Annotated in this window: 23 protein-coding genes; 10 read left to right on the forward strand and 13 right to left on the reverse strand. The window is 46.4% G+C overall.

Annotated elements, in window-relative coordinates; all coding sequences use genetic code 11:
- Window positions 1-117 precede the first annotated feature (117 nt).
- Window positions 118-324, reverse strand: a complete 207-nt coding sequence (locus AWH61_RS12055; RefSeq protein WP_012520152.1) for a YheV family putative zinc ribbon protein — start codon at window positions 322-324, stop codon at window positions 118-120.
- A gap of 118 nt (window positions 325-442) precedes the next feature.
- Between AWH61_RS12055 and AWH61_RS12060 the strand changes: the two genes are divergently transcribed.
- Genes AWH61_RS12060 through AWH61_RS12075 form a run of 4 tightly spaced genes read left to right on the forward strand, consistent with a single transcriptional unit; the run spans window position 443 to window position 4,225 of the window.
- Window positions 443-2,395, forward strand: coding sequence for an ATP-binding cassette domain-containing protein (locus AWH61_RS12060; RefSeq protein WP_075177177.1), 1,953 nt, complete (start codon window positions 443-445; stop codon window positions 2,393-2,395).
- Window positions 2,376-2,885 (forward strand): TIGR02444 family protein, encoded by a 510-nt coding sequence (locus AWH61_RS12065; protein ID WP_014977787.1) that lies wholly within the window; start codon window positions 2,376-2,378, stop codon window positions 2,883-2,885. The genes AWH61_RS12060 and AWH61_RS12065 overlap by 20 nt, the downstream gene beginning before the upstream one ends.
- 20 nt (window positions 2,886-2,905) lie before the next feature.
- A complete protein-coding gene (locus AWH61_RS12070) occupies window positions 2,906-3,940 on the forward strand; it encodes a hydrolase (RefSeq protein WP_039221438.1) in 1,035 nt (344 codons plus the stop codon).
- 48 nt (window positions 3,941-3,988) lie between these two features.
- Window positions 3,989-4,225 carry a YheU family protein gene (locus tag AWH61_RS12075; protein ID WP_075177178.1) on the forward strand — a complete coding sequence of 79 codons (237 nt, stop codon included), beginning with the start codon at window positions 3,989-3,991 and terminating at the stop codon, window positions 4,223-4,225.
- Between the two features lie 53 nt (window positions 4,226-4,278).
- Here AWH61_RS12075 and AWH61_RS12080 read toward each other — a convergent pair whose 3' ends face one another.
- Entirely contained in the window at window positions 4,279-4,833 is a 555-nt protein-coding gene (locus tag AWH61_RS12080) for an outer membrane beta-barrel protein (protein ID WP_014977785.1), read from the reverse strand.
- Between the two features lie 742 nt (window positions 4,834-5,575).
- Between AWH61_RS12080 and AWH61_RS12085 the strand changes: the two genes are divergently transcribed.
- Window positions 5,576-7,201, forward strand: a complete 1,626-nt coding sequence (locus tag AWH61_RS12085; RefSeq protein WP_075177179.1) for an OpgD/OpgG family glucan biosynthesis protein — start codon at window positions 5,576-5,578, stop codon at window positions 7,199-7,201.
- The gene (mdoH, locus tag AWH61_RS12090) at window positions 7,182-9,173 is read left to right on the forward strand and encodes a glucans biosynthesis glucosyltransferase MdoH (protein WP_075177180.1); all 1,992 of its coding nucleotides are present in this window, start codon (window positions 7,182-7,184) and stop codon (window positions 9,171-9,173) included. The genes AWH61_RS12085 and mdoH overlap by 20 nt, the downstream gene beginning before the upstream one ends.
- A gap of 113 nt (window positions 9,174-9,286) precedes the next feature.
- Here the strand turns inward: mdoH and AWH61_RS12095 are convergent, their stop codons facing one another.
- From AWH61_RS12095 to nudE, 3 genes are all read right to left on the reverse strand, one after another.
- Window positions 9,287-9,871, reverse strand: a complete 585-nt coding sequence (locus AWH61_RS12095; protein ID WP_075177181.1) for a YceI family protein — start codon at window positions 9,869-9,871, stop codon at window positions 9,287-9,289.
- 127 nt (window positions 9,872-9,998) lie between these two features.
- A complete protein-coding gene (gene cysQ / locus AWH61_RS12100) occupies window positions 9,999-10,844 on the reverse strand; it encodes a 3'(2'),5'-bisphosphate nucleotidase CysQ (protein ID WP_014951323.1) in 846 nt (281 codons plus the stop codon).
- A 3-nt stretch (window positions 10,845-10,847) separates the two neighbouring features.
- Window positions 10,848-11,411, reverse strand: a complete 564-nt coding sequence (gene nudE / locus AWH61_RS12105; RefSeq protein ID WP_014951322.1) for an ADP compounds hydrolase NudE — start codon at window positions 11,409-11,411, stop codon at window positions 10,848-10,850.
- 71 nt (window positions 11,412-11,482) lie between these two features.
- Between nudE and yrfG the strand changes: the two genes are divergently transcribed.
- From yrfG to AWH61_RS12125, 4 genes are all read left to right on the forward strand, one after another.
- Window positions 11,483-12,196: a GMP/IMP nucleotidase gene (gene yrfG, locus AWH61_RS12110; RefSeq protein WP_014951321.1), complete on the forward strand. Its 714-nt coding sequence runs from the start codon at window positions 11,483-11,485 to the stop codon at window positions 12,194-12,196.
- Between the two features lie 13 nt (window positions 12,197-12,209).
- Window positions 12,210-12,755 carry an inosine/xanthosine triphosphatase gene (gene yjjX / locus AWH61_RS12115; protein WP_014951320.1) on the forward strand — a complete coding sequence of 182 codons (546 nt, stop codon included), beginning with the start codon at window positions 12,210-12,212 and terminating at the stop codon, window positions 12,753-12,755.
- 280 nt (window positions 12,756-13,035) lie between these two features.
- Window positions 13,036-14,424, forward strand: a complete 1,389-nt coding sequence (locus AWH61_RS12120; protein WP_014951319.1) for an NAD-dependent succinate-semialdehyde dehydrogenase — start codon at window positions 13,036-13,038, stop codon at window positions 14,422-14,424.
- A gap of 231 nt (window positions 14,425-14,655) precedes the next feature.
- On the forward strand, window positions 14,656-15,711 hold the full coding sequence (locus tag AWH61_RS12125) for an MBL fold metallo-hydrolase (RefSeq protein ID WP_075177182.1): 1,056 nt from the start codon (window positions 14,656-14,658) through the stop codon (window positions 15,709-15,711).
- Window positions 15,712-15,769: 58 nt separating this feature from the next.
- Here the strand turns inward: AWH61_RS12125 and AWH61_RS12130 are convergent, their stop codons facing one another.
- The 8 genes from AWH61_RS12130 to gspH all read right to left on the reverse strand — a co-directional run bounded on the left by AWH61_RS12130 (window position 15,770) and on the right by gspH (window position 22,452).
- Window positions 15,770-17,203, reverse strand: coding sequence for a YdgA family protein (locus AWH61_RS12130; protein ID WP_075177183.1), 1,434 nt, complete (start codon window positions 17,201-17,203; stop codon window positions 15,770-15,772).
- A gap of 99 nt (window positions 17,204-17,302) precedes the next feature.
- Window positions 17,303-18,058 carry a type II secretion system protein N gene (locus AWH61_RS12135; RefSeq protein ID WP_039228726.1) on the reverse strand — a complete coding sequence of 252 codons (756 nt, stop codon included), beginning with the start codon at window positions 18,056-18,058 and terminating at the stop codon, window positions 17,303-17,305.
- Complete coding sequence (locus tag AWH61_RS12140) at window positions 18,055-18,534, reverse strand: type II secretion system protein M (RefSeq protein ID WP_075177184.1); 480 nt, start codon at window positions 18,532-18,534, stop codon at window positions 18,055-18,057. The genes AWH61_RS12135 and AWH61_RS12140 overlap by 4 nt, the downstream gene beginning before the upstream one ends.
- Entirely contained in the window at window positions 18,531-19,730 is a 1,200-nt protein-coding gene (gspL, locus tag AWH61_RS12145) for a type II secretion system protein GspL (RefSeq protein ID WP_075177185.1), read from the reverse strand. The genes AWH61_RS12140 and gspL overlap by 4 nt, the downstream gene beginning before the upstream one ends.
- Window positions 19,730-20,776: a type II secretion system minor pseudopilin GspK gene (gene gspK / locus AWH61_RS12150; protein ID WP_014980701.1), complete on the reverse strand. Its 1,047-nt coding sequence runs from the start codon at window positions 20,774-20,776 to the stop codon at window positions 19,730-19,732. Before gspK ends, gspL begins: the two co-directional genes overlap by 1 nt.
- Window positions 20,773-21,399 carry a type II secretion system minor pseudopilin GspJ gene (gspJ, locus tag AWH61_RS12155; protein WP_014951312.1) on the reverse strand — a complete coding sequence of 209 codons (627 nt, stop codon included), beginning with the start codon at window positions 21,397-21,399 and terminating at the stop codon, window positions 20,773-20,775. The genes gspK and gspJ overlap by 4 nt, the downstream gene beginning before the upstream one ends.
- Window position 21,400: 1 nt before the next feature.
- On the reverse strand, window positions 21,401-21,829 hold the full coding sequence (gene gspI / locus AWH61_RS12160) for a type II secretion system minor pseudopilin GspI (RefSeq protein WP_014980699.1): 429 nt from the start codon (window positions 21,827-21,829) through the stop codon (window positions 21,401-21,403).
- On the reverse strand, window positions 21,826-22,452 hold the full coding sequence (gene gspH, locus AWH61_RS12165) for a type II secretion system minor pseudopilin GspH (protein ID WP_014977775.1): 627 nt from the start codon (window positions 22,450-22,452) through the stop codon (window positions 21,826-21,828). Before gspH ends, gspI begins: the two co-directional genes overlap by 4 nt.

The raw sequence follows: 22,452 nt of genomic DNA on the forward strand, positions 1-22,452 counted from the left end.
ATGAGGATACCCAGTGTTGGCGTGGCATGAAGAGACGTTTGCAAAAAGCCTGAGCACAGCGTTGTAAGGTGTTACACAGGCTTAACGGTAAGATTTACTGAGACGTGGGTAGGAATGTTAGTGCGGTTTAAAGATGCCAATCACATTTTCGTTTGAGCGTGTGGCGGCACTCACCTTTTCATCAGTTTGCGCTTCATTGTATCCACACGCAACGCACTCCAACTTTTCTACGTTATTTTCAAAATATAACGAAATCGTATCTAGCTCTTGGCATTTTGGGCACGTAGCCCCTGCAACAAAGCGGCGTTTTACACGTTTTGACATACATACACCTTTGGAGAATTTCGCGATTATTATACCTTGAAATGGTAAGTGTTGATCAGCTTTTACCTTAAGTTTTTGATATTATACGCGCCCTAGTTTGTTCCATCACAGGTTACTCATGATAAAGCTTTCAAATGTATCGCTACTTCGCGGTCGCAAAATGTTGCTAGAAGAGGCGTCGGCGCAGGTTTTTCCAGGCCACAAAGTAGCGCTGATTGGCAGCAACGGCTGCGGAAAGTCCACGCTTTTTGCACTGCTGAGAAGTGAGTTAAGTGTCGATGCTGGCGACTGCAGCGTACCGAATGACTGGCGAATTGTAAGCGTGGCACAGGAAACGCCAGCAACTGACCGGACCGCGATAGACTATGTGGTGGACGGTGACAAACATTTACGTAATCTACAGGCGCAATTAGAAGCCGCTGAAAAAAGCGGCGACGGTGTAAAGATTGGCCAAATTCACGGGCAGCTCGAGCAAGCGGGAGCATACGACGTGGAAGCTCGCGCAGCGACCATTCTGTCGGGTCTTGGGTTTACCAATGTGCAATTAAGCGCACCAGTTAGCGATTTTTCAGGTGGTTGGCGAATGCGCCTAAACCTAGCTCAAGCGCTGCTTTGCCCTTCAGACTTACTGTTGCTTGATGAACCTACTAACCACTTAGACTTAGACGCCGTTATTTGGCTAGAGAAATGGCTTCAACGCTATGCGGGAACGCTGTTGCTGATTTCTCACGATAAAGCCTTTATCGACAACACGGTTGCGCAAATTATCAGTGTTGAACAACAGAAGCTTATCACCTACACCGGTAACTACTCGTCTTACGAAACCCAGCGCGCTGAACGTATTCGCTTGCAAAACATTGAATATGAAAAGCAGCAGCAAAAAGTAGCGCACCTCAATTCGTTTATTACCCGGTTTAAAGCTAAAGCGAGTAAAGCTAAGCAAGCGCAAAGTCGTATTAAGCAGTTGGAGAAAATGGAAACCTTGTTGCCAGCCCATATGGCAAGCCCATTTAGCTTTTCTTTTGCGCCGCCGTCGGCACTGCCTAACCCGCTTGTGCAAATGGAGAAGATACAGCTGGGTTACGACGACCATATTGTGCTGCAACAGGTGAAACTCAATTTAGTACCTGGCAGCAGAATAGGTCTTCTAGGTCGAAACGGGCAGGGTAAGTCTACGCTAATCAAACTATTGGCGGGTGTGCATGCGCCAAAGCAAGGTATTTTTAATACGGCTAAAGGCCTTAAGATTGGTTACTTTGCTCAGCATCAGTTAGAAACATTAGATGCTAACGCTACTCCGCTTCTTCATTTGCAGCGCATTGACGAAAAAGCCACCGAGCAGCAACTTCGCGACTATCTGGGCGGATTTGGATTTAATGGCGATGAAGCATTAGCGCCCGTGGCACCCATGTCGGGCGGTGAAAAGGCGCGCTTAGTATTGGCGTTAATTGTTTATCAGAAGCCTAACTTATTGCTGCTGGATGAGCCTACCAACCACTTAGATTTGGAAATGCGCCATGCGCTAAATATCGCGCTTCAAGGTTTTGAAGGCGCCATGGTACTGGTCTCGCACGACCGCTTCTTACTCTCCTCGGTATGTGAAGATTTCTATTTGGTAGACAGTGGCGAAGTTGAACCATTTAAAGGCGACTTGGATGACTATCGCGACTGGATTTTAAAACAGCAGGCAGCGGAAAAAGCCAAGGCCAACAGCGACGCCAAAAACGAAGAGCAACAAGAGGCTGGCGCGCAGAGTAAGCCGGAACGCAAATTAGATCGTAAAGAAGAAAAGCGTCGTGAAGCCGAGTTTAGGCAAAGGGTTGCGCCACTTAAAAAAGCCATTGAAAAACACGAAAAAGCCATGGAAAAATGTGGTGCTGCATTGGCTGAGGTGGAAGCGTCACTTGCCGATACTGCGCTTTACAGCGAAGACAAAAAGGCGCAGCTTATGGGCCTACTCGACAAGCAAACTCAGCTTAAGCAACAGCTTGAAGAAGAAGAGATGGCATGGCTAGATGCCCAAGAGCAAATTGAGCTAAAACGAGAAGAGTATGACAATGCCAACGCCTAATATCGAAAACCGCGCGTTTTGGGAGTATAGCGTTTCTCGCTATACCAAAGGTGATATGGCTCCCCTTGCGCTTTTACTGCAAGACAACCACAAGGTTAATGTAAACGTTCTCTTGCTGATTTGCTGGTGTTTAGAGAATAATGTCATCATTAATTTGCCACAGCTTAAGGCAGTGATTGCGGCATCCAGTGCGACCGAAGAAAAGTTACAGTATCACCGTGCAAGGCGAAAGGCTGCGAGCCCCGAAAAAGGCGGAGACCAAGCAGAATATGACGCACTCAAAGCACAAGAGCTAGAGCTTGAAAGACAGCAGCAGCACGATATTGTTGCGTCGTTCAATGAGCAGCCAGTCACGCATCTGGGTCAAGGGCAATCTGTATCGTCTAACGTATTTAACGCGTCCATCGCAGCGTTTATAAATGCATACGGACTGCGAGACAACAACGAGGCGCGCCAACTAGTGAGCCTAGTGGTTAACCAACTATCGTAAAAACACAATAAGAAAACAAAATGAGTAAATCAGCGCTATCGCATGGAAAGATAATAAAAAGCAGCTTCAAGGTGCCAGGGTGGGCGAAGAACCGTCATGTGCAAACCATATGGCCGCGTTTTATTCAAAAGCGGTTGCCTTTGTCTTACGACATGGAGCGTCTCACATTACCCGATGACGACTTCGTCGATGTGGCGTGGGGGCCAAAACCGCAGGAAACATCGGGTATCGTGGTGATGTTCCATGGTTTAGAAGGCAGTATTAAGTCGCATTATGCGAACGATATGATGGCTCAATTGTCAGTGAATGGTTGGCAGGTGGTGATGATGCACTATCGCGGCTGTAGCGGCGTGCCAAATTTAAAAGCGCGGGCGTATCACAGTGGAGAAACAGAAGACCCCAGCTTTTTCTTAGAGTGGCTTCACGATAAATTTCCACGAATTCCTAAAGTGGCCATCGGCTTTTCCCTTGGCGGCAACATGCTATTGAAACTGTTGGGCGAAAACCCTGCGCAAAAGTGGCTTAAGGCAGCGATTGCCATTTCTTCACCTCTTAAACTTTCTGAATGCGCTAAATCAATTAACCAGGGTTTTTCTCGCGTATATCAAAAGTATTTACTTACTAGCATGAAGGATACGCTGCGTAAGAAAATGGAGTACATCGATTATCGCAAGCTTATACAGCTAACAAAATCTGATGTGGAAGAGATCACCAGCTTTACCCAATTCGACGAGAAGATCACAGCGCCGCTTCACGGCTTTGCAGACGCTCAAGACTACTATGAAAAGTGTAGTGCGTATCACTTTTTAAGCGCGATCCACTGTCCTACACTGGTATTGCATAGCATTGATGACCCCTTTATGAATCACTTAATTGTGCCTAAAGAAGAAGAGCTTGCGCGCAACGTTACCGTGGAGCTAAGTGAACGAGGCGGTCACGTTGGGTTCATGCAAGGTTCTATATTAAATCCTAAAGTATGGCTGCACGAACGGGTGAAACGTTTTGTAAGTGAAGCCTTACCTGTAAATACTACGTGTCGTTACGTCAGCCGCTAATGTTGATGTCCTAATAATTTACCCAAACGCTTTTTATCAGGAGTGTGAATGATAATCCCCATTGACGCGCTAGAAGCCGATACGCTTTATAGCCTGGCTGAGTCTTTTGTTCTGCGAGAGGGCACGGACTACGGCGCTGAAGAAGTTGCGCTAGATGTGAAAGTGCAGCAAGTGTTAAACAGACTCAAGTCGGGTGAGGCGGTGCTGGTCTATTCAGAGCTTCATGAAAGTGTAGATATCAAAAGAAAAGAAGATATTGAGCCAAGCGAATCTGAAGAACAATAGACACAAAAAAGCCGGGTCGAGCAACCCGGCTACCTACCTGAGGAGAGGAAGGCTTAAAACGCGTACCGTGCAGTTACCTGCATAATGTCTAAATCATCAATGATTCTGTAGTTTGCACCCACAGCCCATTGTGGCGTGATGTAATAGTTAGCGCCTACTCTAAATGTCGCTTCACCATCGTCTACATCGTAGTAGCCAACTTCACCCGCCAGCTCTACCTGCTCTGTGATCATCGAGCGAAGGCCAGCATTAATGCTGTAACCTGTTTCGTCGTTTACGTCACCGTCAATACGCTCTAAGTTGGCACCAAAATACGCGTCTGTTGTCGCGTTAACAGGTAAACGGTAACCCGCACCTAGTGTCAGCATATCAAAGTCAAAGTTGCCCTCTTCAAAGAAACTATACTCGCCGTTTAGGTACCAGTTGCTGTTCAATAGGTATTTACCGTTAACGGTTAAACCGTCTGGTTCAAAAGACTCATTGTCGTCAAAGTCCATTTTGGTGTAACCACCTTCTACGTAACGCCAGTCAGGCTTGTCGGCCATAGCTGTAAGAGGAAGTGTTGCCGCAGTTAGTGCTGCTGCAATAAGTGTGAATGATTTACGCATGTGATAACTCCTTAGTATGTTAAGTAACCCACCTTGTTCATCGCGAATGTTCTCGATTTGCAAACCCGAGCGCAGGTCAGCGCTTAACAGCGCGCTACAAAAGGCTACTTGGTTGATGAACACAAAGCCGTACTTGCCTTCATGCCATCTTTATTATTTCCGTTAAGAAATAGTGTCCGATTTATTTATCAACATGAATAGCAAAGCGTTTGCCAACTTCGTACTAAATCACTATTTTGATATGTCTTAATTTATCTATGTCGCTAATATTTATAGATAAAATACGTCTGGCTTTTGAGAGGCTACACATTTGAAATGTTCAAAATCAAAGTTTGATGTATTCCTAGTAAAACGTTGGCACACAAAACTGTCTCTAAAAAACAACAGTTATCCTTTTGTCTAACTCATCGGACATTTTTACAAGCCAGTGTTCTCCACTAATCCACAATATGTATATTTGTAAAGCATTGTAAATTATGGAAAATATAAAAAATAACGGCGGCTATTTCGTGTTGGAACAGCTTTTGCTCAAGTCTCTGTGTGTTATCCAACATTCACTTTAGCCCTTCGGCAAGGAATTCGGTTTTTCACGATATTAGTGGATAAAGAAAGGAAGAGAGCGCCTTTCTCGCGTGGCTTCAATCAATACCGTTTTTGTAAAAGACGCTTTTCAGTAAGTAAGGCGTGTAACGAGTTATTGATGGTCATCTGGATAACCATTGTTTTCATAAGGAGAGGACAAATGGCTAAGCCAGTTTCAATTTTCGGTAAAGGTTTACAAACGAATGTGCGTCAGCGCAATAAGCTGTCACACCTTCTTTTAGCGATGAGCAGTGTCATCGCATTATTTGCGTTTCATCAAGCCGGTGCAGTTGAGGTTAACAACGACAATCAGCCTCAAAAAGCATCGCCGGTTCTTCAGTCAATTATTGATGCTGCACGCCAGTCAGCGACAGAGAGCTACGAGCAGGACGATCACGGGTTAAACAGCAAGCTTAAAGAAATTGACTACACCACGTATCGTTCAATTCGCTTCAAGCCCGAGCAGAGTCTTTGGCATGACGAGAATGACTACGAACTGCAGTTTTTTCACCCGGGTTTTTTATATGAATACCCCGTCACTATCCACACTATTGGTGAAAGCAATAAGCCTGAACGCCTAGCGTTCAACAGTGACATGTTCAACTACGACGGGTCTGCGTCGGGGTTAGCTGGTCTAACGGACGAAAAGTCAGGGTTTGCTGGATTTCGCGTTCACTACCCTATCAAGAACGAAGAGTACAAAGACGAATTTGCTGTATTTTTGGGGGCATCGTACTTCCGCCTTGTAGGTAAAAATCAAGTGTACGGTATCTCTGCACGAGGTCTTGCGATTGATACGGCGCTAGCCAAAGGCGAAGAGTTCCCCCACTTCACTGAGTTCTGGGTCATAGAACCGAGTGAGGGTAAGCCAATTACTGTTTATGCGCGTCTTGAAAGCCCTTCTGTAGCGGGCGCGTACAAATTTGTTATACAGCCTGATATTGATACCAGCGTTAAGGTAGAGAGTTGGTTATTTGCCAGAGATGACGTGAGCAAGCTAGGCATTGCACCGTTTACCAGTATGTTCTTGTATGGCGAGAACACAGAAAAGCGCCATGACGACTATCGTCCAGAGGTGCATGATAGTGACGGTGTACTCATGGTAACTCACGCTGGTGAAGAAATTTGGCGCCCGCTGACTAACCCTGCACGCCTTCAAGTCACGTCACTTAGCGACGCAAACCCTAAAGGATTCGGCATGCTTCAACGCGACGGCGAATGGGATAATTACCTCGACGCAGAGGCCAATTACCATATACGCCCAGGGCTATGGGTGACGCCAGAAGCTGGTTTTGAGAAAGGCCGATTAGAAGTCGTCGAAATTCCGACTAAATCCGAAATACACGACAATATCGTGGCTTTTTGGACGCCTGAAAAGCCATTCAATTCGGGCGAATCACTGTATTTCGCTTACGAGCTTAAAACCGTAGAACAAAATCCGTTTGTTAGTGAACTGGCCTCAGTAGTACGTACCCGCCAAGGCAAGGCTGTGTTGCCGGGTGACGAGTTTAAAAACGACAGTCTAAATACGACACGACAGTTCAGCGTGGACTTCAGCGCGCCTTCTGCCATTGCTTTTGATAACGAGTCGATGAAGTTGGTGGTACAGGGTACTAACGGCACGATTTCTCAGCAGCGACTTTACCCCGTTGCTGATGGACAAGAGTGGCGGGCCACCTTCTTTGTTAAGCCGAAAGAAAAGCAGACGGTAGATATGCGCGCTTACATAGAGAAAGACGGTAAACGTGTGAGTGAGGTTTGGAATTATGTCTACCAACCAAAATAATCGCGCTTGCATAGCGGTATCGGACGAGGCTAAAGCCGTGCCTCAGGTTAAAAGTGATGGCACTGCACGTGCTTCACACTTCATCTTAAAAGGAGAGCATATGCGTTTGTTTATCATGGCAATGCTAGTTATTCCAAGCACGGCACTGGCCGGTTGGAGTTTGTACGAGATCTTTTTACCTAACGGCCTTACCAACTTAGAGATTGCACAGTTGGGGTTGGGGCTAACCCTGTTCGCATGGTTGTGTATGGCGTTTTGGACAGGCATTATCGGTTTCTTTTTGCAGCTTTTTAACATTGACCCGCTAAGCTTGCGCAGAAATCAACCTCAGCCTGATGCTACTGCGCCATTAACGCAAAAGCACGCCGTGGTTATGCCGGTTTATAACGAAGACACCCGCCGTATCATGGTAGGATTTGAAGCCTGTATTCGCGAGTTGATGGAAAGTGAAAACAGTTCGAAATTCGACTTTTTCATGCTTAGCGACACCCGCGATATGGAAAAAGCGGATGCAGAGCTACGTGCCTTTTCCCGATTGAAGAAACGTTTAGGTGCGTTCTCTAGCCAAGTGTTTTACCGTCGTCGCGAACAGAATCTGCACAGAAAAGTAGGTAACCTCAAAGAGTTTTGTGAACGCTGGGGGGCAAACTACGAGTCGATGATCGTGTTAGATGCTGATAGCGTGATGAGCGGTGAGCGTATGCAAGACTTGGCGCGTCGTATTGAGCAAAACCCTGATACGGCTTTAGTACAGACCATTCCAATGCCGGTACGTCAAAACACCTTCTTTGGTCGTTTTGTGCAGTTTGCTGCTCACCTTTACAGCCCAATGTTGGCGACAGGTCTATCGTTTTGGCAAACAGACAGTGCAAATTATTGGGGGCACAATGCCATTATTCGTATTGCACCATTTATGCAGCATTGCGGGCTACCTACCCTCGAAGGACGCGCGCCTTTTGGTGGTGAAATTTTAAGTCATGACTTTGTTGAGGCTGCGCTACTGCGCCGTGCTGGCTGGCAGGCCTACTTGCTTACCGACACCACGGGCAGCTATGAAGAAGTGCCAAGTAACATTGTTGACTACGCGATTCGCGACCGTCGTTGGGTGCAGGGCAACATACAGCATTTAGGGTTATTGAACGTTAAAGGTCTTAAAATGGCAAACCGCCTGCACTTCTTATTTGGTGCGTTTGCGTACATCTCTTCACTCATACTATTTTGCATGTTGGCGCTAGGTACAGCAGATGCGTTAATTCGCGCCACGTCAGTGCCAGAGTTCTTCGTGTCTGAATACCAGCTTTTCCCTAGTTGGCAGGTAGCGCGCCAAGACATGATGATGGTAACCATGTGGGGTACGGCGGCCTTATTATTCTTGCCTAAACTTCTCGGTATTACTTTAGCTTTAATAAAACGTCGTGGCGAATTTGGTGGCGCGTGGTCTTTGCTTAAAGGGGCAGCAATTGAATTAACTATGGCCGTGCTTATTGCGCCGCTAATGATGTTCTATCACAGTTATTTTGTGATTAGCGTTTTTGTTGGCCACTCTGTTAAATGGGAAGCGCAAGAGCGTGAAGGGCGCAAAGTGCCATGGAAAGTTGCAATTAAACACACGCAAATTATGAGCTGTTTAGCGGTAGCGTGGGGCGTAACTACTTTCTACTTCACCCCGTCGCTATTTATGTGGTTGTTACCCGTATTAGTAGGCATGGTGTTAGCGGCGCCGGTTATCCGCTTAACAAGCAGCGATAAACTAGGCATAGCCATGCGTAAGTGGGGCGTGTTTGTCATTGACCAGGAAGTGAATGAGTGTAAAGCACTTAAGCGTTTACGCGTTGCAATGGGGTATTTCGCTATATCACAGCACAAGGCAGAAGTACCTGCGCTTCCTGATAACGTGTGGCAGAGCATGCCAGAGCAAGTACTAAGTCAAAAGCCATTGCCTATGCGCCACAGGCTTCCTAACAGCGCATAATGGACTCAAAGTAGATATCAAAACAAAAAAACCGCACATGTGTGCGGTTTTTTATTGCGTTTAGTCACGTGCCACCTAGCTTTTTATCGATAGACGGCGGCAATAACAATGTTTTATTGAGTAAACGTAACTGAAAACGTTACGGGTACTGTTGTTGTTATGCTCTTAAGCCCTGCAATTTTTTGAAGTGCAGCTACGCCTTCAGCAAGTCCAAAAGACTCTGCTTTAATTAACGTTGGTGACGTGGTTGATACGGTAAGCGTATCGTCGTTTACTTTACTTGCTTTAACAGCAAATGACGTAGGAACGGCTTTTCCGTGCAACATCAAAATACCGTCTACCTTCCCGTTAACAACTTGGCCCGATTTCAGGTTCATCATCGACTCAGGCAAGTTGGCCTCAAATGTCGCTTGTGCAAACTTGGTCACGTTGAACAGCATCTCTTGCATTCGCTTGTTGCGAATATCAATGGCTGTATTCACTGACGATAAGTCAACCGTCACGTTAAGTTTGCCACCGTCAGACAGCGTACCATCAAAGCTATCAAACTTATGTACTTCGGTGACTTGTGCATTCTTCGTCGATAAGAAGTGTAGTGCACTTGTTTCGCCGTCTATTGACCAATCGGCTGCGGCGGGAAATGCTAGCCCACATGCGAGCAATGCTGCAGACAACGTGCGAATACGTGTAGTCATCATAGGTTACTCCTTTTACTTTTTGGTTCCATCTGGCTTGATTTAACCACTACCAGAGTAATGTGGCCCAGCAACATTACTACGCTATTATACGTAGGTTAACACGCTGCGCTAAGTAAATTATTACGCGCTAGTGCTGATGTGGGTTTACGAAGTCATCATACTGGACTACATCTTGCCATGGCACCCTTTGATCGCCCATTACCACAAAATCTGGGTTCTCTAGCGAATGACGCTGATTGTAGGTAAGAGGTTCGAAGTTAGCGGCGGCAATACTCCCACCCGCTTCAGAGACAATGCATTGCGATGCGCCAGTGTCCCATTCGCCGGTAATACCGATGCGCATAAACACATCAGCTTTTCCTTCGGCAATAAAGCAGGCTTTCAGGGAACAGCTTCCCAATGGAAGCGTTTGATATACGCGCTTGGCGCACATTCTGCTGAGCACTTTTTCTCTCGACTGACGACGGCTTATTGCAATCATCACCACACTATTTTTAGGGTCGTCTAGCTTGCGTACGCTTATTGGGTGATCACCATCAGGTGATGACTTAAACGCACCTTTGCCCTTCTGGGCGTAATATAGCGACTGCCCTGGCGGCCAAAAGATAACGCCTATTGTCGGCTCATTATTCTCTATTAGCGCAATGTTTACTGCGAAATCACCGCTTCTAGCAATGAATTCTTGGGTTCCGTCGATGGGATCGATTAACCAGTATCGAGGCCAATGCTTTCGCTCTTCTAAACTTGCGTGTTTGTTTTCCTCTGAGAGGATTGGGATATCAGGCGTCGCGGCTTGTAAGCGCTTGTTGATGATATCGTTTGCCAAATAATCTGCGCTGGTAACGGGAGACTCATCGTCTTTTTGATAAGCGTCAAACTCCCCTTTATCGTATACTTCTAATACGGCTTCACCGGCTTCGATGGCAATTTCTTTCGCAAGTTCTAGTAGGTCGGCATGGGCGTCGTCGGGCATTGTTTATTGTTCCTTAAACCACTTTTGAGCTAAAAACAGCGCGGCTATACAGCGTGCTTCTACAAAATCTTCTCGTGCAAGTAAAGCATCTGCTTCATCTAAAGGCCAGTGAATCACCTCAAGAGGCTCAGGTTCGTCGCCTTCAAGTTGCTTTGGATACAAGTCTCGAGCCAAAACAATGGTCATATTGGCGTTAAAGAAAGTGGGCGCCATGCTGACCTTATGAAGCTCCACAAGATCATTGGCCGCAAAGCCTGCCTCTTCTTGTAGTTCGCGATTAGCAGCTTCAATGGCAGTTTCGCCAGGGTCTATTAAACCTTTTGGGAAGCCTAGTTGATACGAATGTGTGCCGGCTGCATATTCGCGAATTAACACCATGGTGTTTTCATCAAGCATAGGCACTATCATTACCGCGCCCCTGTTTCCGCCAGCCATCCGCTCGAATTCACGGGTGGCGCCGTTCGAAAACTCAAGGTCTAAGCGTTCTACCCTAAAGAGTTTGCTTTGCGCAACGATTTCACGAGAATGAATTTGTGGTAACGGTTTGTTCGGATCAATTTTTGGCATGTCTATCGCTACAACTTTGTTATCATACTTGTATACAATTTCTTAGCTTACTTCATTATAAGGAAAATCGCTTGCCCTTTCTGCCCTGGAATGAAATAGAAACTGTACTGTTAGACATGGACGGCACTTTGCTGGACCTTCATTACGACAACCAGTTCTGGCTACATCATTTACCTAAACGATTAGCACAAATAAGAGGAATTTCAGAGGCGCAGAGTCAACGTGAAATGACTGCGCGATATGAGTCAGTATTCGGGCAAATTCAATGGTATTGCTTAGATTACTGGGCTGAATCTCTTGAAATGGACTTAGAAAATGAGTTTATGCCGCTGAAGCGTGAGCTGGCACATTTGCTCGCCCTTCGTGACGATACAATTCCGTTCCTTGATGCGCTTCATGACTCAGGCAGGCAGGTGGTATTAGTGACCAATGCGCACCCAAACAGTTTGGCGCTAAAGATAGAGCATACCCAGCTCGACGCACATATCGACAACCTCATCTCTACCCATGAGTTCGGCGTAACCAAAGAGTCTCAGCTGCTATGGGAAAGATTACAGGCACGGGTAAAGTTCGATGCCCATCGCACTTTATTTGTCGATGACTCACTGCCAATTCTAAATGCGGCAAAGACATACGGTATTAAACATTTACTTGCTGTCGATAACCCTGATAGTACCTTGCCAAATCGCAATATTAGTGAGTTTCCAGCGGTGCGCGATTACCGTTTAATGCTAGAAGATATTAAGCAGAACCCTGTTGGGACTGTTTCGAAAGGACGTTTTTAAAGGACGAAAGCACATGGTTTCTGACACAATTTATGTAGGGTCGCTGAATCCGGTAAAAATTAATGCTGCGCTCAATACACTCTCTGACACACTAGAGCACGATTTCGACGCTCAGGGTATGGCTGTACCAAGCGGCGTGCCTGACCAGCCAATGAATGAAGATGAAACGCGCTTGGGCGCCATTAATCGCGTGAAGGCCATGCTTGCTCATCATCAAGGTGGTCTCACAGATGCGTGGTATGTGGCAATTGAAGGTGGTGTGGATGTATTTGAAGATGGTCCTGCTACCTTTGCCTATGTGGCGATATACCATGAAGGTCACTGGTCGGTAACGCGAAGTGCAAGCTTGCCTCTTCCTGTAAGCGTATATCAGGCGCTACAGCGTGGAGAAGAACTTGGGCCAGTTATGGACAAGCTCTTTGATACAGTAAACATAAAGCAAAAAGGGGGGGCTATTGGTTTGCTTACTCTTAATCACGCCTCGCGACAAAGTGTTTATGAAGTGGCGTTAACGCTTGCTATGGCAAAGTTCCATTTCCCTGACTTATACACGGACTAGTGTTGAACCTCTTGTGCTGTACAACAAGGCGCATTACACCGTTAATCAAACAGAGCGCCGCAAGGGTATCCTTACTTAGGAAAAATGATAAGGCGATCGCAACGGTCGCCCTGAAATCTTTACTGCGATAGGTAATCTTTTCTGGATCCTTTCTGACACTATCCATTACTTAGGCTTCAAGTTACTTCTATATTATTGAAAATACGTTAAAAAATATTTTTTGACACCTTGGCTTTTTAGTTGCACTTCCTTCAGACCAAACGGAATAAGGAGAGTGACAATGAGTGAGACAATCAATACCTACAACCCTGCTACAGGTGAAAAGATCGATCATTATCATTTGATGTCAGCCGAGGACGCCGAGCAAGCAGTTACCCGTTCACAAGAAGCCTATTTGAACTGGCGCCGTACGTCATTTGAGACCCGCGCAGATTTATTTAATAACCTTGCAAACCTGATGGAAGAGCGAATTGACGATCTCGCCAGTCTGATGACACGGGAAATGGGTAAGGTTACCGCGCAAGGAAAGCAAGAAGTGCAGCTATGCGCCGAAATATGCCGCTATACGGCAGAGCACGGCGCTTCAATTTTGGAAGACGAACACCGCATTTTCGAAGGCGGTCGAGCAATCATTACGTACCAGCCCATTGGCGTTATTCTTGGCATCCAACCGTGGAATTTTCCGTTGTACCAAGTTATTCGTTACAGCGCCTCAAACATAATGGCGGGTAACACCACGGTACTGAAACATGCTAAAAACGTGTTTGGTATGGCGCAAGCCATTCAGCAAATGTACGAAGATGCTGGCTTTCCTAAAAATGTTTACCAGTCGCTGCTAATTGATGGCAGCACGGCAAGTGACTTAATCAAGCACAAATACGTTCGCGGCGTTACTTTTACCGGGAGTGACGAAGTAGGTAAAGAAGTGGCTAAGGAAGCTGCAAGCTTGTCTAAGAAAACCGTAATGGAGCTTGGAAGTAACGACGCCTTTTTGGTGTTAGAGGATGCTGACATCGACCATGCCGTAGAAATGTGTATCCAAGGACGCGTTATTAATAACGGTGAAACCTGTGTGGCGGCTAAACGCTTTGTTATTGTGGATAGCGTCTATGAAGAATTCCGAGACAAATTTGTGGCGCAGTGTAAAAAGCTAAAAGTTGGCGACCCCACAAATGAAAACACAGATTTGGGCCCAATGGCGAGAGAAGACTTGCGCGATGAACTTCATGAGCAAGTGAAAAAGTCGCTAGAAAACGGCGCTACGCTATCATTGGGCGGAGAAATTCCAGACTCTGATGGCTATTTCTACCCAATTACGGTGCTGGAAGATGTATCGCCAGGTATGCCCGCTTATGATGATGAGCTATTTGGACCAGTTGCGTCGCTCATTCGCGTGCGCGACGACAAGCAAGCCATGGAAGTAGCAAATGATTCACGTTATGGCTTGGGCGGCGGTATCTTCAGTACAGATACCGACAAAGCAATAGCATTGGCGAAAGATGAATTTGATACCGGTATGGTTAATATCAATGGGTACTCTTTGGCACAACCAAACTTACCTTTTGGTGGTGTGAAAGACAGCGGTTACGGTCGTGAGCACGGAGGCTATGGTATGCGTGAATTCGTCAATATCAAAACTATCATGGTCGCTGAGAAATCGGCCGAGTAGTGCACTTCGGTAAGAAGCAATGAGAAGAAAGGCGAACTTGGGTTCGCCTTTTTTGTTTTGCCGTACGCCCTATTTATTAAAGTAGTCGCACAGTAAAGCCCATGTAATCGAAAACAGTCAGGCGAAAAAACAGTGCACAGTCAACTAGGATGAATAGTTTCGTCCGGGCAAACGGTCTTTTAATCAAATATCTGTGTATTAATGAGTAGGGAATAACATAAGGCGATGGTTATGACGGTTATAAATGAACGGTTAAGTAATGCAAGATCAGGCTTTGAGCTTACAAGGCAGGACGAACAGCGCGGTAGAAAACAAACTGCGTTTTTTTGCGCTATGACAACCACTGCTATTCTATCGTTCTCGGCTTTAGCGCAGCCGTTGTCTCAACCTTCAACTACATCAGACGATGCCGGCCTAAGCACCAGTCCTATGGGTTGCCATAACGTTTCGGTGCAAATATTAGGGTCGGGTGGACCTGAATTGGATGACGGCAGAACATCTAGTGCCTATGTGGTTTGGATAAATGACAGCGCCCGCGTGTTGGTAGACGCTGGAAGCGGAAGCAGCGTTCAGTTTGGCGCTGCGGGGGCAACGTTTGAATCGTTAGAAGTTATCTTGCTTTCCCACTTACACACCGATCACTCCGCCGATTTGCCAAGCTTTGTAAAAGGTGGGTATTTCACCGATCGCGAGAAGGATTTAATAATAATGGGGCCAGAGGGCAACGACATTATGCCGTCCACAAACGCCTATGTGTCGTCGTTAATTGGGAAAAACGGCGCGTTTAAGTATCTGTCTTCTTACACCATAGAAGGCCAAGATGACTATGCGATATCCACAAAAAGCATCGGGGCCACAACCTTTGAACAACCGTTTAAACGTAATGTAAACGATAGCGTCAGTGTTGAGGCAATAACGGTGAACCACGGGCCTATTCCAGCATTAGCGTGGAAGGTCAAGGCCAATGGCTGCGAGGCGGTATTTTCAGGCGATACCAATGATAAACAAGGAAACCTTGCTCGTTTTGCTAAAAACGCAGACCTTTTGGTGCTGCACAACGCCATTGGTGATGACGCGGGTCAGGTTGCTAAGAACTTGCATATGACGCCGACTCAGATTATCGACATTGCCGCGCAGTCAAACGCTAAGCAAATAGTGTTGTCTCATATTATGAAACGTAGCGAACCGGGTCTTGATGCACTTACTGAGGCGATTACTGTTGTAGCTGAAGGTCGAGTATATGCCGCTGAAGATTTAATGAACATTACCCTGTCTGAACAGGAATAAAATAAGCGTAAACCGTCTGCGATACACGGTTTACGCTTTTATAGAGGTTCTCTAACTATTATTGAGGGGCAAAAGGCAGCGGAATAGGCGTACCGTTTACACTGGCTTCGCCATCTTTTAGTGTTAGCTTTGTCTCGTAACCTTTCTCGGTTTCTTTTATTAAACCTTGTTGAGCAAAGGTACTTAGCATCATAGGTGTCTGTTGTTCTACAGCGGCTTGAAGCTCTTCAGCCGTCATATTTTGTGCTTGTGGCGTCGCCATTAGTTGGCCCATCATATAGCCAGATGCCATACTCTGTGCAAGCGCTTTATCGGCGGTGATTTGTGCATCGGCCAGCAAATGCGTGACCCAATAAGCGGCGTCTTCCAACGTACCGGGAAGTGCATCTATACCCACTAATTTCGTGTTTGCGTAAGCGTTAAACGACCCTTCAGGCAACGTTGCTTTCAGCTTCGTTATATTAATCTCAGGCTCAGCTTTAAGCTGTGTTAGCAAGTTAGCTTCAATAAACTCCATCATTTTCGCTGGCACTTCTTCAGAAGGCACTAATAATGAATTGTTGCTAAATTCTTGATAGGCCTTAATGAAGTCGATATCTAAGTTATTGATGGCAACGCCTAATACCATGTCTGTAGCATCAAGCTCAGGGCCCACAGCTTTGTCGACAGCGTATTCTACGTAGACATTGGCGGTGTTATTGTCTTCGTCAATCTTGACGTCAGTAGCAAAAGCTAGGTTCTCAATCTTAACTGTCGCACCTGGCTCAATGTTGGAAATTTCTATGCTTTCAATACGCGCCTTACCAGTAGATTCAAATAAGTCACCTTTGAACGCCGCTACCATATCGCCATCATAGCTCATATCCATAGACAGATTTTTCATCTCTAAGGAAAATTCATCTGCACTTATGCTTAGCGATTCACCCGACGACGTATACAAAGTTTTGTCACCATCAGGCTCAGCTTCACCCGCATAACCAGAGAAAAGTAGCGTCAACCCCTCTTCTTCGGCCGTCGCGCTAAGCGCTGGAATAACATCTGCGTAGCTTAGTCCACCAAACAAACCAACCACGCCTTCGTTGCGATAAATTGGCTGTTGGCCATCCCACTGAACGTATTCTCTTAACTCATCTCCATCAATAGAGACCGTATAGTGAACGCGGCCTAATCCTAAGCCATCGCCAAAGTACACCGGTCCGTGATGAGCTACTAGCGTAGCGGTAATGCTAGGGTTTTCTTCCATTGGTATATCAGTGGAGTCAACATTCTGTGCATTGATTAGCGCTTGAAAATCGACAGCAAGCTTGATTTCCGCTGTTGTCGAAAACCAGCCTTTGTCATACGAAAGTACCTCGGCAGAATAAACGGCTTGTTGGTTAATTTCGTTTACGGCGGCGCTAACATTTTCGTGAACGCTAGTGCCAATAAAATAAGGGGCAACGCCAAGTGCAACCAAAGTTACGCCCGCGCCAGCTAGAAGAGGTTTGTTCATGATTACAATCCTTTGTTAAAAAGTGTTCCCAGTTCCTCTGGCCACAAACGTAGAGTACGCTGGTGACCTAGAAATTCTACGCATAGGTTGTGCTATGCATCACAGCTTAATCGCAATATAGCCGCTACTATCCGGCGCACCAAACAAGCGTGCGGCCTGATGGACTTCTTGCGGTAAGCTGTCGTCAGGCTTAAATTTACCACTTACTCGAATATTTTTCATCGTAGTAGGGATAACCGCATCCATCGACAAGCTTAGTAAGTTAGGCTCGCTTACTAGTATTCCAATGTCATCGCCTTCACAACGCAGCTTTGCGGAATAAGTGCCAAAATCAATAGGACCCTGTGTACCGGCAACCGTCGCGTTTAGCCAATCTCCGGTACCGTTTAGCGATTGACACGCAGGCCCAAACGTTAAGTCACTAAGCGACACTTTAAAGCGCCCTCCAGCATTTACTGGCAGCGGAAGGCGAACTTGTGCAAGCACGCGGTCTACCGGTAAATACAGCGTGAAGTTTTCGGTATTTACACTGTTTTGGCTGAAAAGCCCCGTGGTAATAGGCCCTTCAAATGCAATGTCGTTTTTATCGCGAATATTACCTGCTTTAAGGTTTAATTTAATTTTACCTATCAACATATGTAAGGGACTAAGCTCCCATTTTACATTGTTGATAGGCAGGCCATTAACCACTACAGTTTGTGCCTTGCCGGAAAACAAGGTGCCGCTAACACCACTAACGGCAACATTGCTAGGTAACGCAATACGGCCAATAACGTGAACAGCAGGCATGTAAGCAATGGCAAACAATAAGAAGGCAATAATGCCGCCTATAATCCAACTAACTTTCGACTTCATGCTTTACCTAATTGTAATCGGCGAATTTTGATATAGCCTGGCGCATCGGCCTCGGCAATATCCGCTTGAAGAATAATCACGCCCATATTTTCCATGGCTTTGAGCCATTCTAAAACACTGTTAAACGGCGCCTGATCAATCCACACCTGAAGCTCGTCGCCTTGTGGCTGCATACGAGATATAGCAATGTCGTGCTGAGCAGTAGTGCGGTTTACCGCTTGCGGTAACGAGCCAGAGAATGTTCGTTTACCCCCGCTGCTGCGGCGCAATTGCTGTGCTCTTGCTGCACTGTCTTTTACCCAAACCAACAAGGATTGCTGATTGTCGAGAAGCTGTTTCTGTTTATCTAAAGCAGCATTAAGCGGCGACCATACCGCAAAATAAAATAGCGCAATTATTAATAGCAAAGCTGAAACCAGTACTAACTTTTGTTCGCGCTCGGTCAGCGCTTTGTACTTTTCTAAGAGTGCATTCATGAGGTACTCCTTACTGATACTGTACCTACAACGCCATTGTCACGATTATTTATGGCCCCTTGTTCAACCACAAAGCCTGCGTTTTCTGCTGTACGTTTAAACTGCTCTAGCGCTTCAAAGTTTTTACCTTGCGCCTGAATGCGAATCTCAGTGCGGGTGGCATCGAAGCGCAGTGTTTGCGGTTTTACATCAGTGGCTGAAAAAGCCGGAGCGAGCTGGTCTAGCATTATTAGCATAGAGGCACTGCCACCGCCTTGTTCTAACTTGGCAAGCTCGCTTTGTAGCTTCAATCGCACGTTGCGATAGGTACCAATATTGGGGAAACCCGCTTTAACAGCGGTATTAATCTCACTGCTTAACGCCTGATTTTGGGCTTTAAGCTGGTAAAGAGAAAACCCTTTGTCGATAAGGCTGGTGCATAGCGCTAACACTGCTAATACTGCCGCAACACGCCACTGATTCAGAACACCGCTGCGTTTGCGTTTTACTTTGTAATCGCCTTGGCATAGGTTAAAGCCGCTTTGCATCGCCTCTTTTGCCAATACTTGCATAGGCAACTCTAAGGGGGCCTGTGCTTCTTCAATATTTGGCAAACTGCTTAAATCGATACCCGCATAATTGGTAATGGTTATCGGGCTTTCTTGTTGTGCTGTAAAATGGACAAGAGTTGGCAGTAACCATGTTGCCTCGCCCTGCACGCCTTTGAATGTGTCTTGTCGAACGAGAAGCTGTTCACCTAACGTAAGCACTGACCAACCGTTTTCGGTGACTGGCACTGCGAGTACATCAGGGATAATGGTGTCGCAGAATAACCCTGCTTCGCTAAGCCAGGACTGCCACAGCTCCATCTTTTCATGGCTAACTACTGCAACGGCCTGTTCATCGCCTCGTTTAGGGCCGATCGCAAAAAATTGCTGGCTAATGTCAGTGGCAAGCTCGTCTTCTAGCATAAACGGGATGGCAGAAATGATCTTGCGGCCAGCTTTAGGCGGCAGCTCAACCCATTTGAGTAAAATTTCGCTGCTAGGAGCTAAGGCAATAACACTTCGTTGTCCCGCGCGTTCGGTCAGCGAAGATAAGGCTTCTGCATTAGGCAGCTCGCCCGATGCAATAATTTCATCTTCGGTTCGCGAATAAACGAGCCAGCTAATTGGGTCTGTATGGTTGGCGCCTAAACGCACCAAGAGTTGTTCCATCAATAGGTTCCCCCAAACTCGCGATTCACGATGCTAACGCCGGTATCGGCATTAACGTGAAACACGGTGGAAAGCTTAAAGGTTGCTTTGTTGTATTGTGTTTTTGTATGCAACATAAAATATTCAGTTTTAACCGAAAACCAATCTTGTCGAGTGCTTGTTAAATTAAGCGCTTGAATAGAGGGCTCGCTTAAAAATGCATTGGTATCGTCCCAGCCGTTTTGCGGGCGACTGCTAATCAAACTTGCAGCCTGCTGAATGTCTAACCCCGTTAGGCCTGCAAGTAATGGTGCATCTTCTTCTTCTAAAGTGTTGACGTTAATTTTCAACTCATTGTAATCCGGGATCACGCAAACTAATGGCAGTAATGCGTCTAGCCACTGTGGTGATACACCGTTAATAATACGCAATTCACTTTTTGATGCCAGTGGTCCGTTAGCTGCTAGGTAAGGAAACTCTCTGGACTCGTATTCGCTGTCTTCTGCACCGTAAGGGCGCATTCTGTCATCTTCGTCGACCCAGTCGGCTAAACTGTCGCGTAAGGTATCTGCGGTGTAGTTGTCTAGTCCGTCAACGCTAAGTGATAGCAACATAGTGTGAAAAGCGTCCATGGCTTCCGTGGTGTTACTCGCTCCACTGCTGCCATTACCGCTGTTACTGCCCGCGCCTCCTGCACTGCCAGACGTAATCGCGTTTAAATTAAAACACGCTTGCAAATCGTCTAAGTTAGCGGTTAAACCACCGTTTTCTAAAGGATAGCTGAATTCTTGTGCCCAAGGCTGATCTATAGAAATCACATTCGGGCTTTCTTCTATCAAAGACTGGATAGACTTACGCGCAAAAGCCTCGGCTCCCATGGCGTACCAGTAGGCTTGATTGTTGTCTTTTAAGTTCATCGTACGCTGCACCTGAAGCTGCAAGCGTGTACCCATTTCTGTGGCTAATACCGCAACCAAGGCTACTATCATGAGCACAATCATTAATGCCACGCCTTGCTGCTTAGCGGGTGGAGCAATCGACTTGCGCTGAGTACTCTTGATTGTCATGACGATTCACCCGTAGTTAAGGTAAATTCTCTGCGTATTTTTCCGAAGTCTTTGCTGACAAACTCAATGGCCACCGCGCGCGGCAGTGCAGCTCCTTTATAACTTTCGCTCCATGACAGGTCTTCGTCTTCATCTAAGGAACTACTGTTAGCGGTGGCAAGAAATTCAATTTTTAAGCTTTCTACATCCTCTAACAGCACACGGACTTTGGGCTCGTAGCCTATGACGTTATCCACATAGTTGCTGTAAAGGCGCTCCAGTTTGTTTTCTCTAAGTCTATAGGCGACAAACTGTAGGGTACTTCGTGGCAACATTAACTGAGGGTTGTGCCACCCTCCACGTACAAAACCAATGCCGTCATCGTCGCTGTCGTCGGTTTCACCGCCAGACATGACCACGTCTTGCTTTTCGCCGTTAACCCTTGCTGCACGAGGCACGGCTTGCTGAAGGTCTCGCTCAATCGTGATCATGGCACGCTGCAATAATTGAAGTTTTGCAAAACGCTCTTCTGAAATATCATTGCTGTCGATAACTGTGGTAAGTAGACCTGTTGATGCAAGCCCAATTAGGGTGAATATGGCCATAGCAATCAGTATTTCGATAAGCGTGAATCCGCGCTGCATGCTAATTTCCCGCCGTCGGTTTAGCAACGAAAGTGGTTACTGATGTAACTGAACTGCCGTAGCTTTCGTCTTCACCCACCGAAACGGTTACCGATCGCAAGTCGTTGTCGTTGGTTTTTGTCACCGTTTGCTGCCAGTACCACGTGCGATCGGCCATCTCCATCGTGCCTTTTAAGTTGTTCTTGGGCGGCCACGTGGTATCTAATTGAAGCTGGTTTAAGCGATTGCTTGCCACCCAGTTGGCAAAGGTGACAGATTCTATTTGCCCAACGCTTGATAAGTGCTCGCCTGCAGCTTTAAGTACTGCTGTACCGGTTAGCGCAAAAATAAGCAGGGCAACCATAACCTCCAGTAGCGTCAAGCCACTTTGCTGGCGTGGCGTGGCAGGTGCAACGTTCTTTGTCGATGCATCAACGTTGAACGCACTCATAGTGGTCTCTCCAGAGGCCCTTCAAGCACTAAAGGCGGAAGATCTTGGTTTTGCAGGCTGTAATAGACGGGGTTGTCGCCGTCATCACCTTCGTAATTAAACGACAAGGTAAAAGGCGTAATTTCGCCACTCGACATTATAAGCACTTGAGGCGGAGGCAGCTTTTTCTCTTCTTCGTTACCTATTTCAACCCCTTCATCAGAAACACTTAAATTCTCGTCGAATAGTTCCCTGTCAAAGAGCCTGTCTTCAACATCCCATGGTAAGTCGTCTAAATTTAAAGTGAAGGTGAAAGGCTCAGGTAACGTATAAGGCTCGTAGGTTTTTTCGCCTTCGATACGCTGCCACTCATCATCGTCGTCTAAGTAGACAAAGTAGTATTCATTTTTATCGGCTTCAAACCGCACACCAAGCTGTTGTTGATTTAACACCGCAAAATCGCTGGCCATATCAACAATCACCTGCAGGCGTTGCGCTTGGGTTTTTAGCAGGTCAGATTTACTCGCACCGAATGCGTTAAACATAACGTAACCCGCCGCCAATCCCATAAGCAGCAGTACCAGCATGACTTCTAATAGGGTAAAGCCTGCTTTTTTCAAAGATGTACTGCCGCGGTTGCGCAT

It is taken from the genome of Alteromonas sp. W12 (genome assembly GCF_001924945.1).
Lineage (GTDB): Bacteria > Pseudomonadota > Gammaproteobacteria > Enterobacterales > Alteromonadaceae > Alteromonas > Alteromonas macleodii.

Bases quoted from the DNA above. Each gene is read 5' to 3' on its own strand.
- cysQ (WP_014951323.1), bottom strand. From the start codon at position 10,844: ATGCCCGACGACGCCCATGCCGACCTACTAGAACTTGCGAAAGAAATT.
- AWH61_RS12135 (WP_039228726.1), bottom strand. From the start codon at position 18,058: ATGAAGTCGAAAGTTAGTTGGATTATAGGCGGCATTATTGCCTTCTTA.
- yjjX (WP_014951320.1), top strand. From the start codon at position 12,210: ATGGTTTCTGACACAATTTATGTAGGGTCGCTGAATCCGGTAAAAATT.
- AWH61_RS12125 (WP_075177182.1), top strand. From the start codon at position 14,656: ATGACGGTTATAAATGAACGGTTAAGTAATGCAAGATCAGGCTTTGAG.
- gspI (WP_014980699.1), bottom strand. From the start codon at position 21,829: ATGAGTGCGTTCAACGTTGATGCATCGACAAAGAACGTTGCACCTGCC.
- AWH61_RS12130 (WP_075177183.1), bottom strand. From the start codon at position 17,203: ATGAACAAACCTCTTCTAGCTGGCGCGGGCGTAACTTTGGTTGCACTT.
- AWH61_RS12080 (WP_014977785.1), bottom strand. From the start codon at position 4,833: ATGCGTAAATCATTCACACTTATTGCAGCAGCACTAACTGCGGCAACA.
- AWH61_RS12085 (WP_075177179.1), top strand. From the start codon at position 5,576: ATGGCTAAGCCAGTTTCAATTTTCGGTAAAGGTTTACAAACGAATGTG.
- AWH61_RS12140 (WP_075177184.1), bottom strand. From the start codon at position 18,534: ATGAATGCACTCTTAGAAAAGTACAAAGCGCTGACCGAGCGCGAACAA.
- gspL (WP_075177185.1), bottom strand. From the start codon at position 19,730: ATGGAACAACTCTTGGTGCGTTTAGGCGCCAACCATACAGACCCAATT.
- AWH61_RS12075 (WP_075177178.1), top strand. From the start codon at position 3,989: ATGATAATCCCCATTGACGCGCTAGAAGCCGATACGCTTTATAGCCTG.
- gspK (WP_014980701.1), bottom strand. From the start codon at position 20,776: ATGACAATCAAGAGTACTCAGCGCAAGTCGATTGCTCCACCCGCTAAG.
- mdoH (WP_075177180.1), top strand. From the start codon at position 7,182: ATGTCTACCAACCAAAATAATCGCGCTTGCATAGCGGTATCGGACGAG.
- gspJ (WP_014951312.1), bottom strand. From the start codon at position 21,399: ATGCAGCGCGGATTCACGCTTATCGAAATACTGATTGCTATGGCCATA.
- AWH61_RS12065 (WP_014977787.1), top strand. From the start codon at position 2,376: ATGACAATGCCAACGCCTAATATCGAAAACCGCGCGTTTTGGGAGTAT.
- nudE (WP_014951322.1), bottom strand. From the start codon at position 11,411: ATGCCAAAAATTGATCCGAACAAACCGTTACCACAAATTCATTCTCGT.
- AWH61_RS12055 (WP_012520152.1), bottom strand. From the start codon at position 324: ATGTCAAAACGTGTAAAACGCCGCTTTGTTGCAGGGGCTACGTGCCCA.
- AWH61_RS12060 (WP_075177177.1), top strand. From the start codon at position 443: ATGATAAAGCTTTCAAATGTATCGCTACTTCGCGGTCGCAAAATGTTG.
- AWH61_RS12070 (WP_039221438.1), top strand. From the start codon at position 2,906: ATGAGTAAATCAGCGCTATCGCATGGAAAGATAATAAAAAGCAGCTTC.
- AWH61_RS12095 (WP_075177181.1), bottom strand. From the start codon at position 9,871: ATGATGACTACACGTATTCGCACGTTGTCTGCAGCATTGCTCGCATGT.
- AWH61_RS12120 (WP_014951319.1), top strand. From the start codon at position 13,036: ATGAGTGAGACAATCAATACCTACAACCCTGCTACAGGTGAAAAGATC.
- gspH (WP_014977775.1), bottom strand. From the start codon at position 22,452: ATGCGCAACCGCGGCAGTACATCTTTGAAAAAAGCAGGCTTTACCCTA.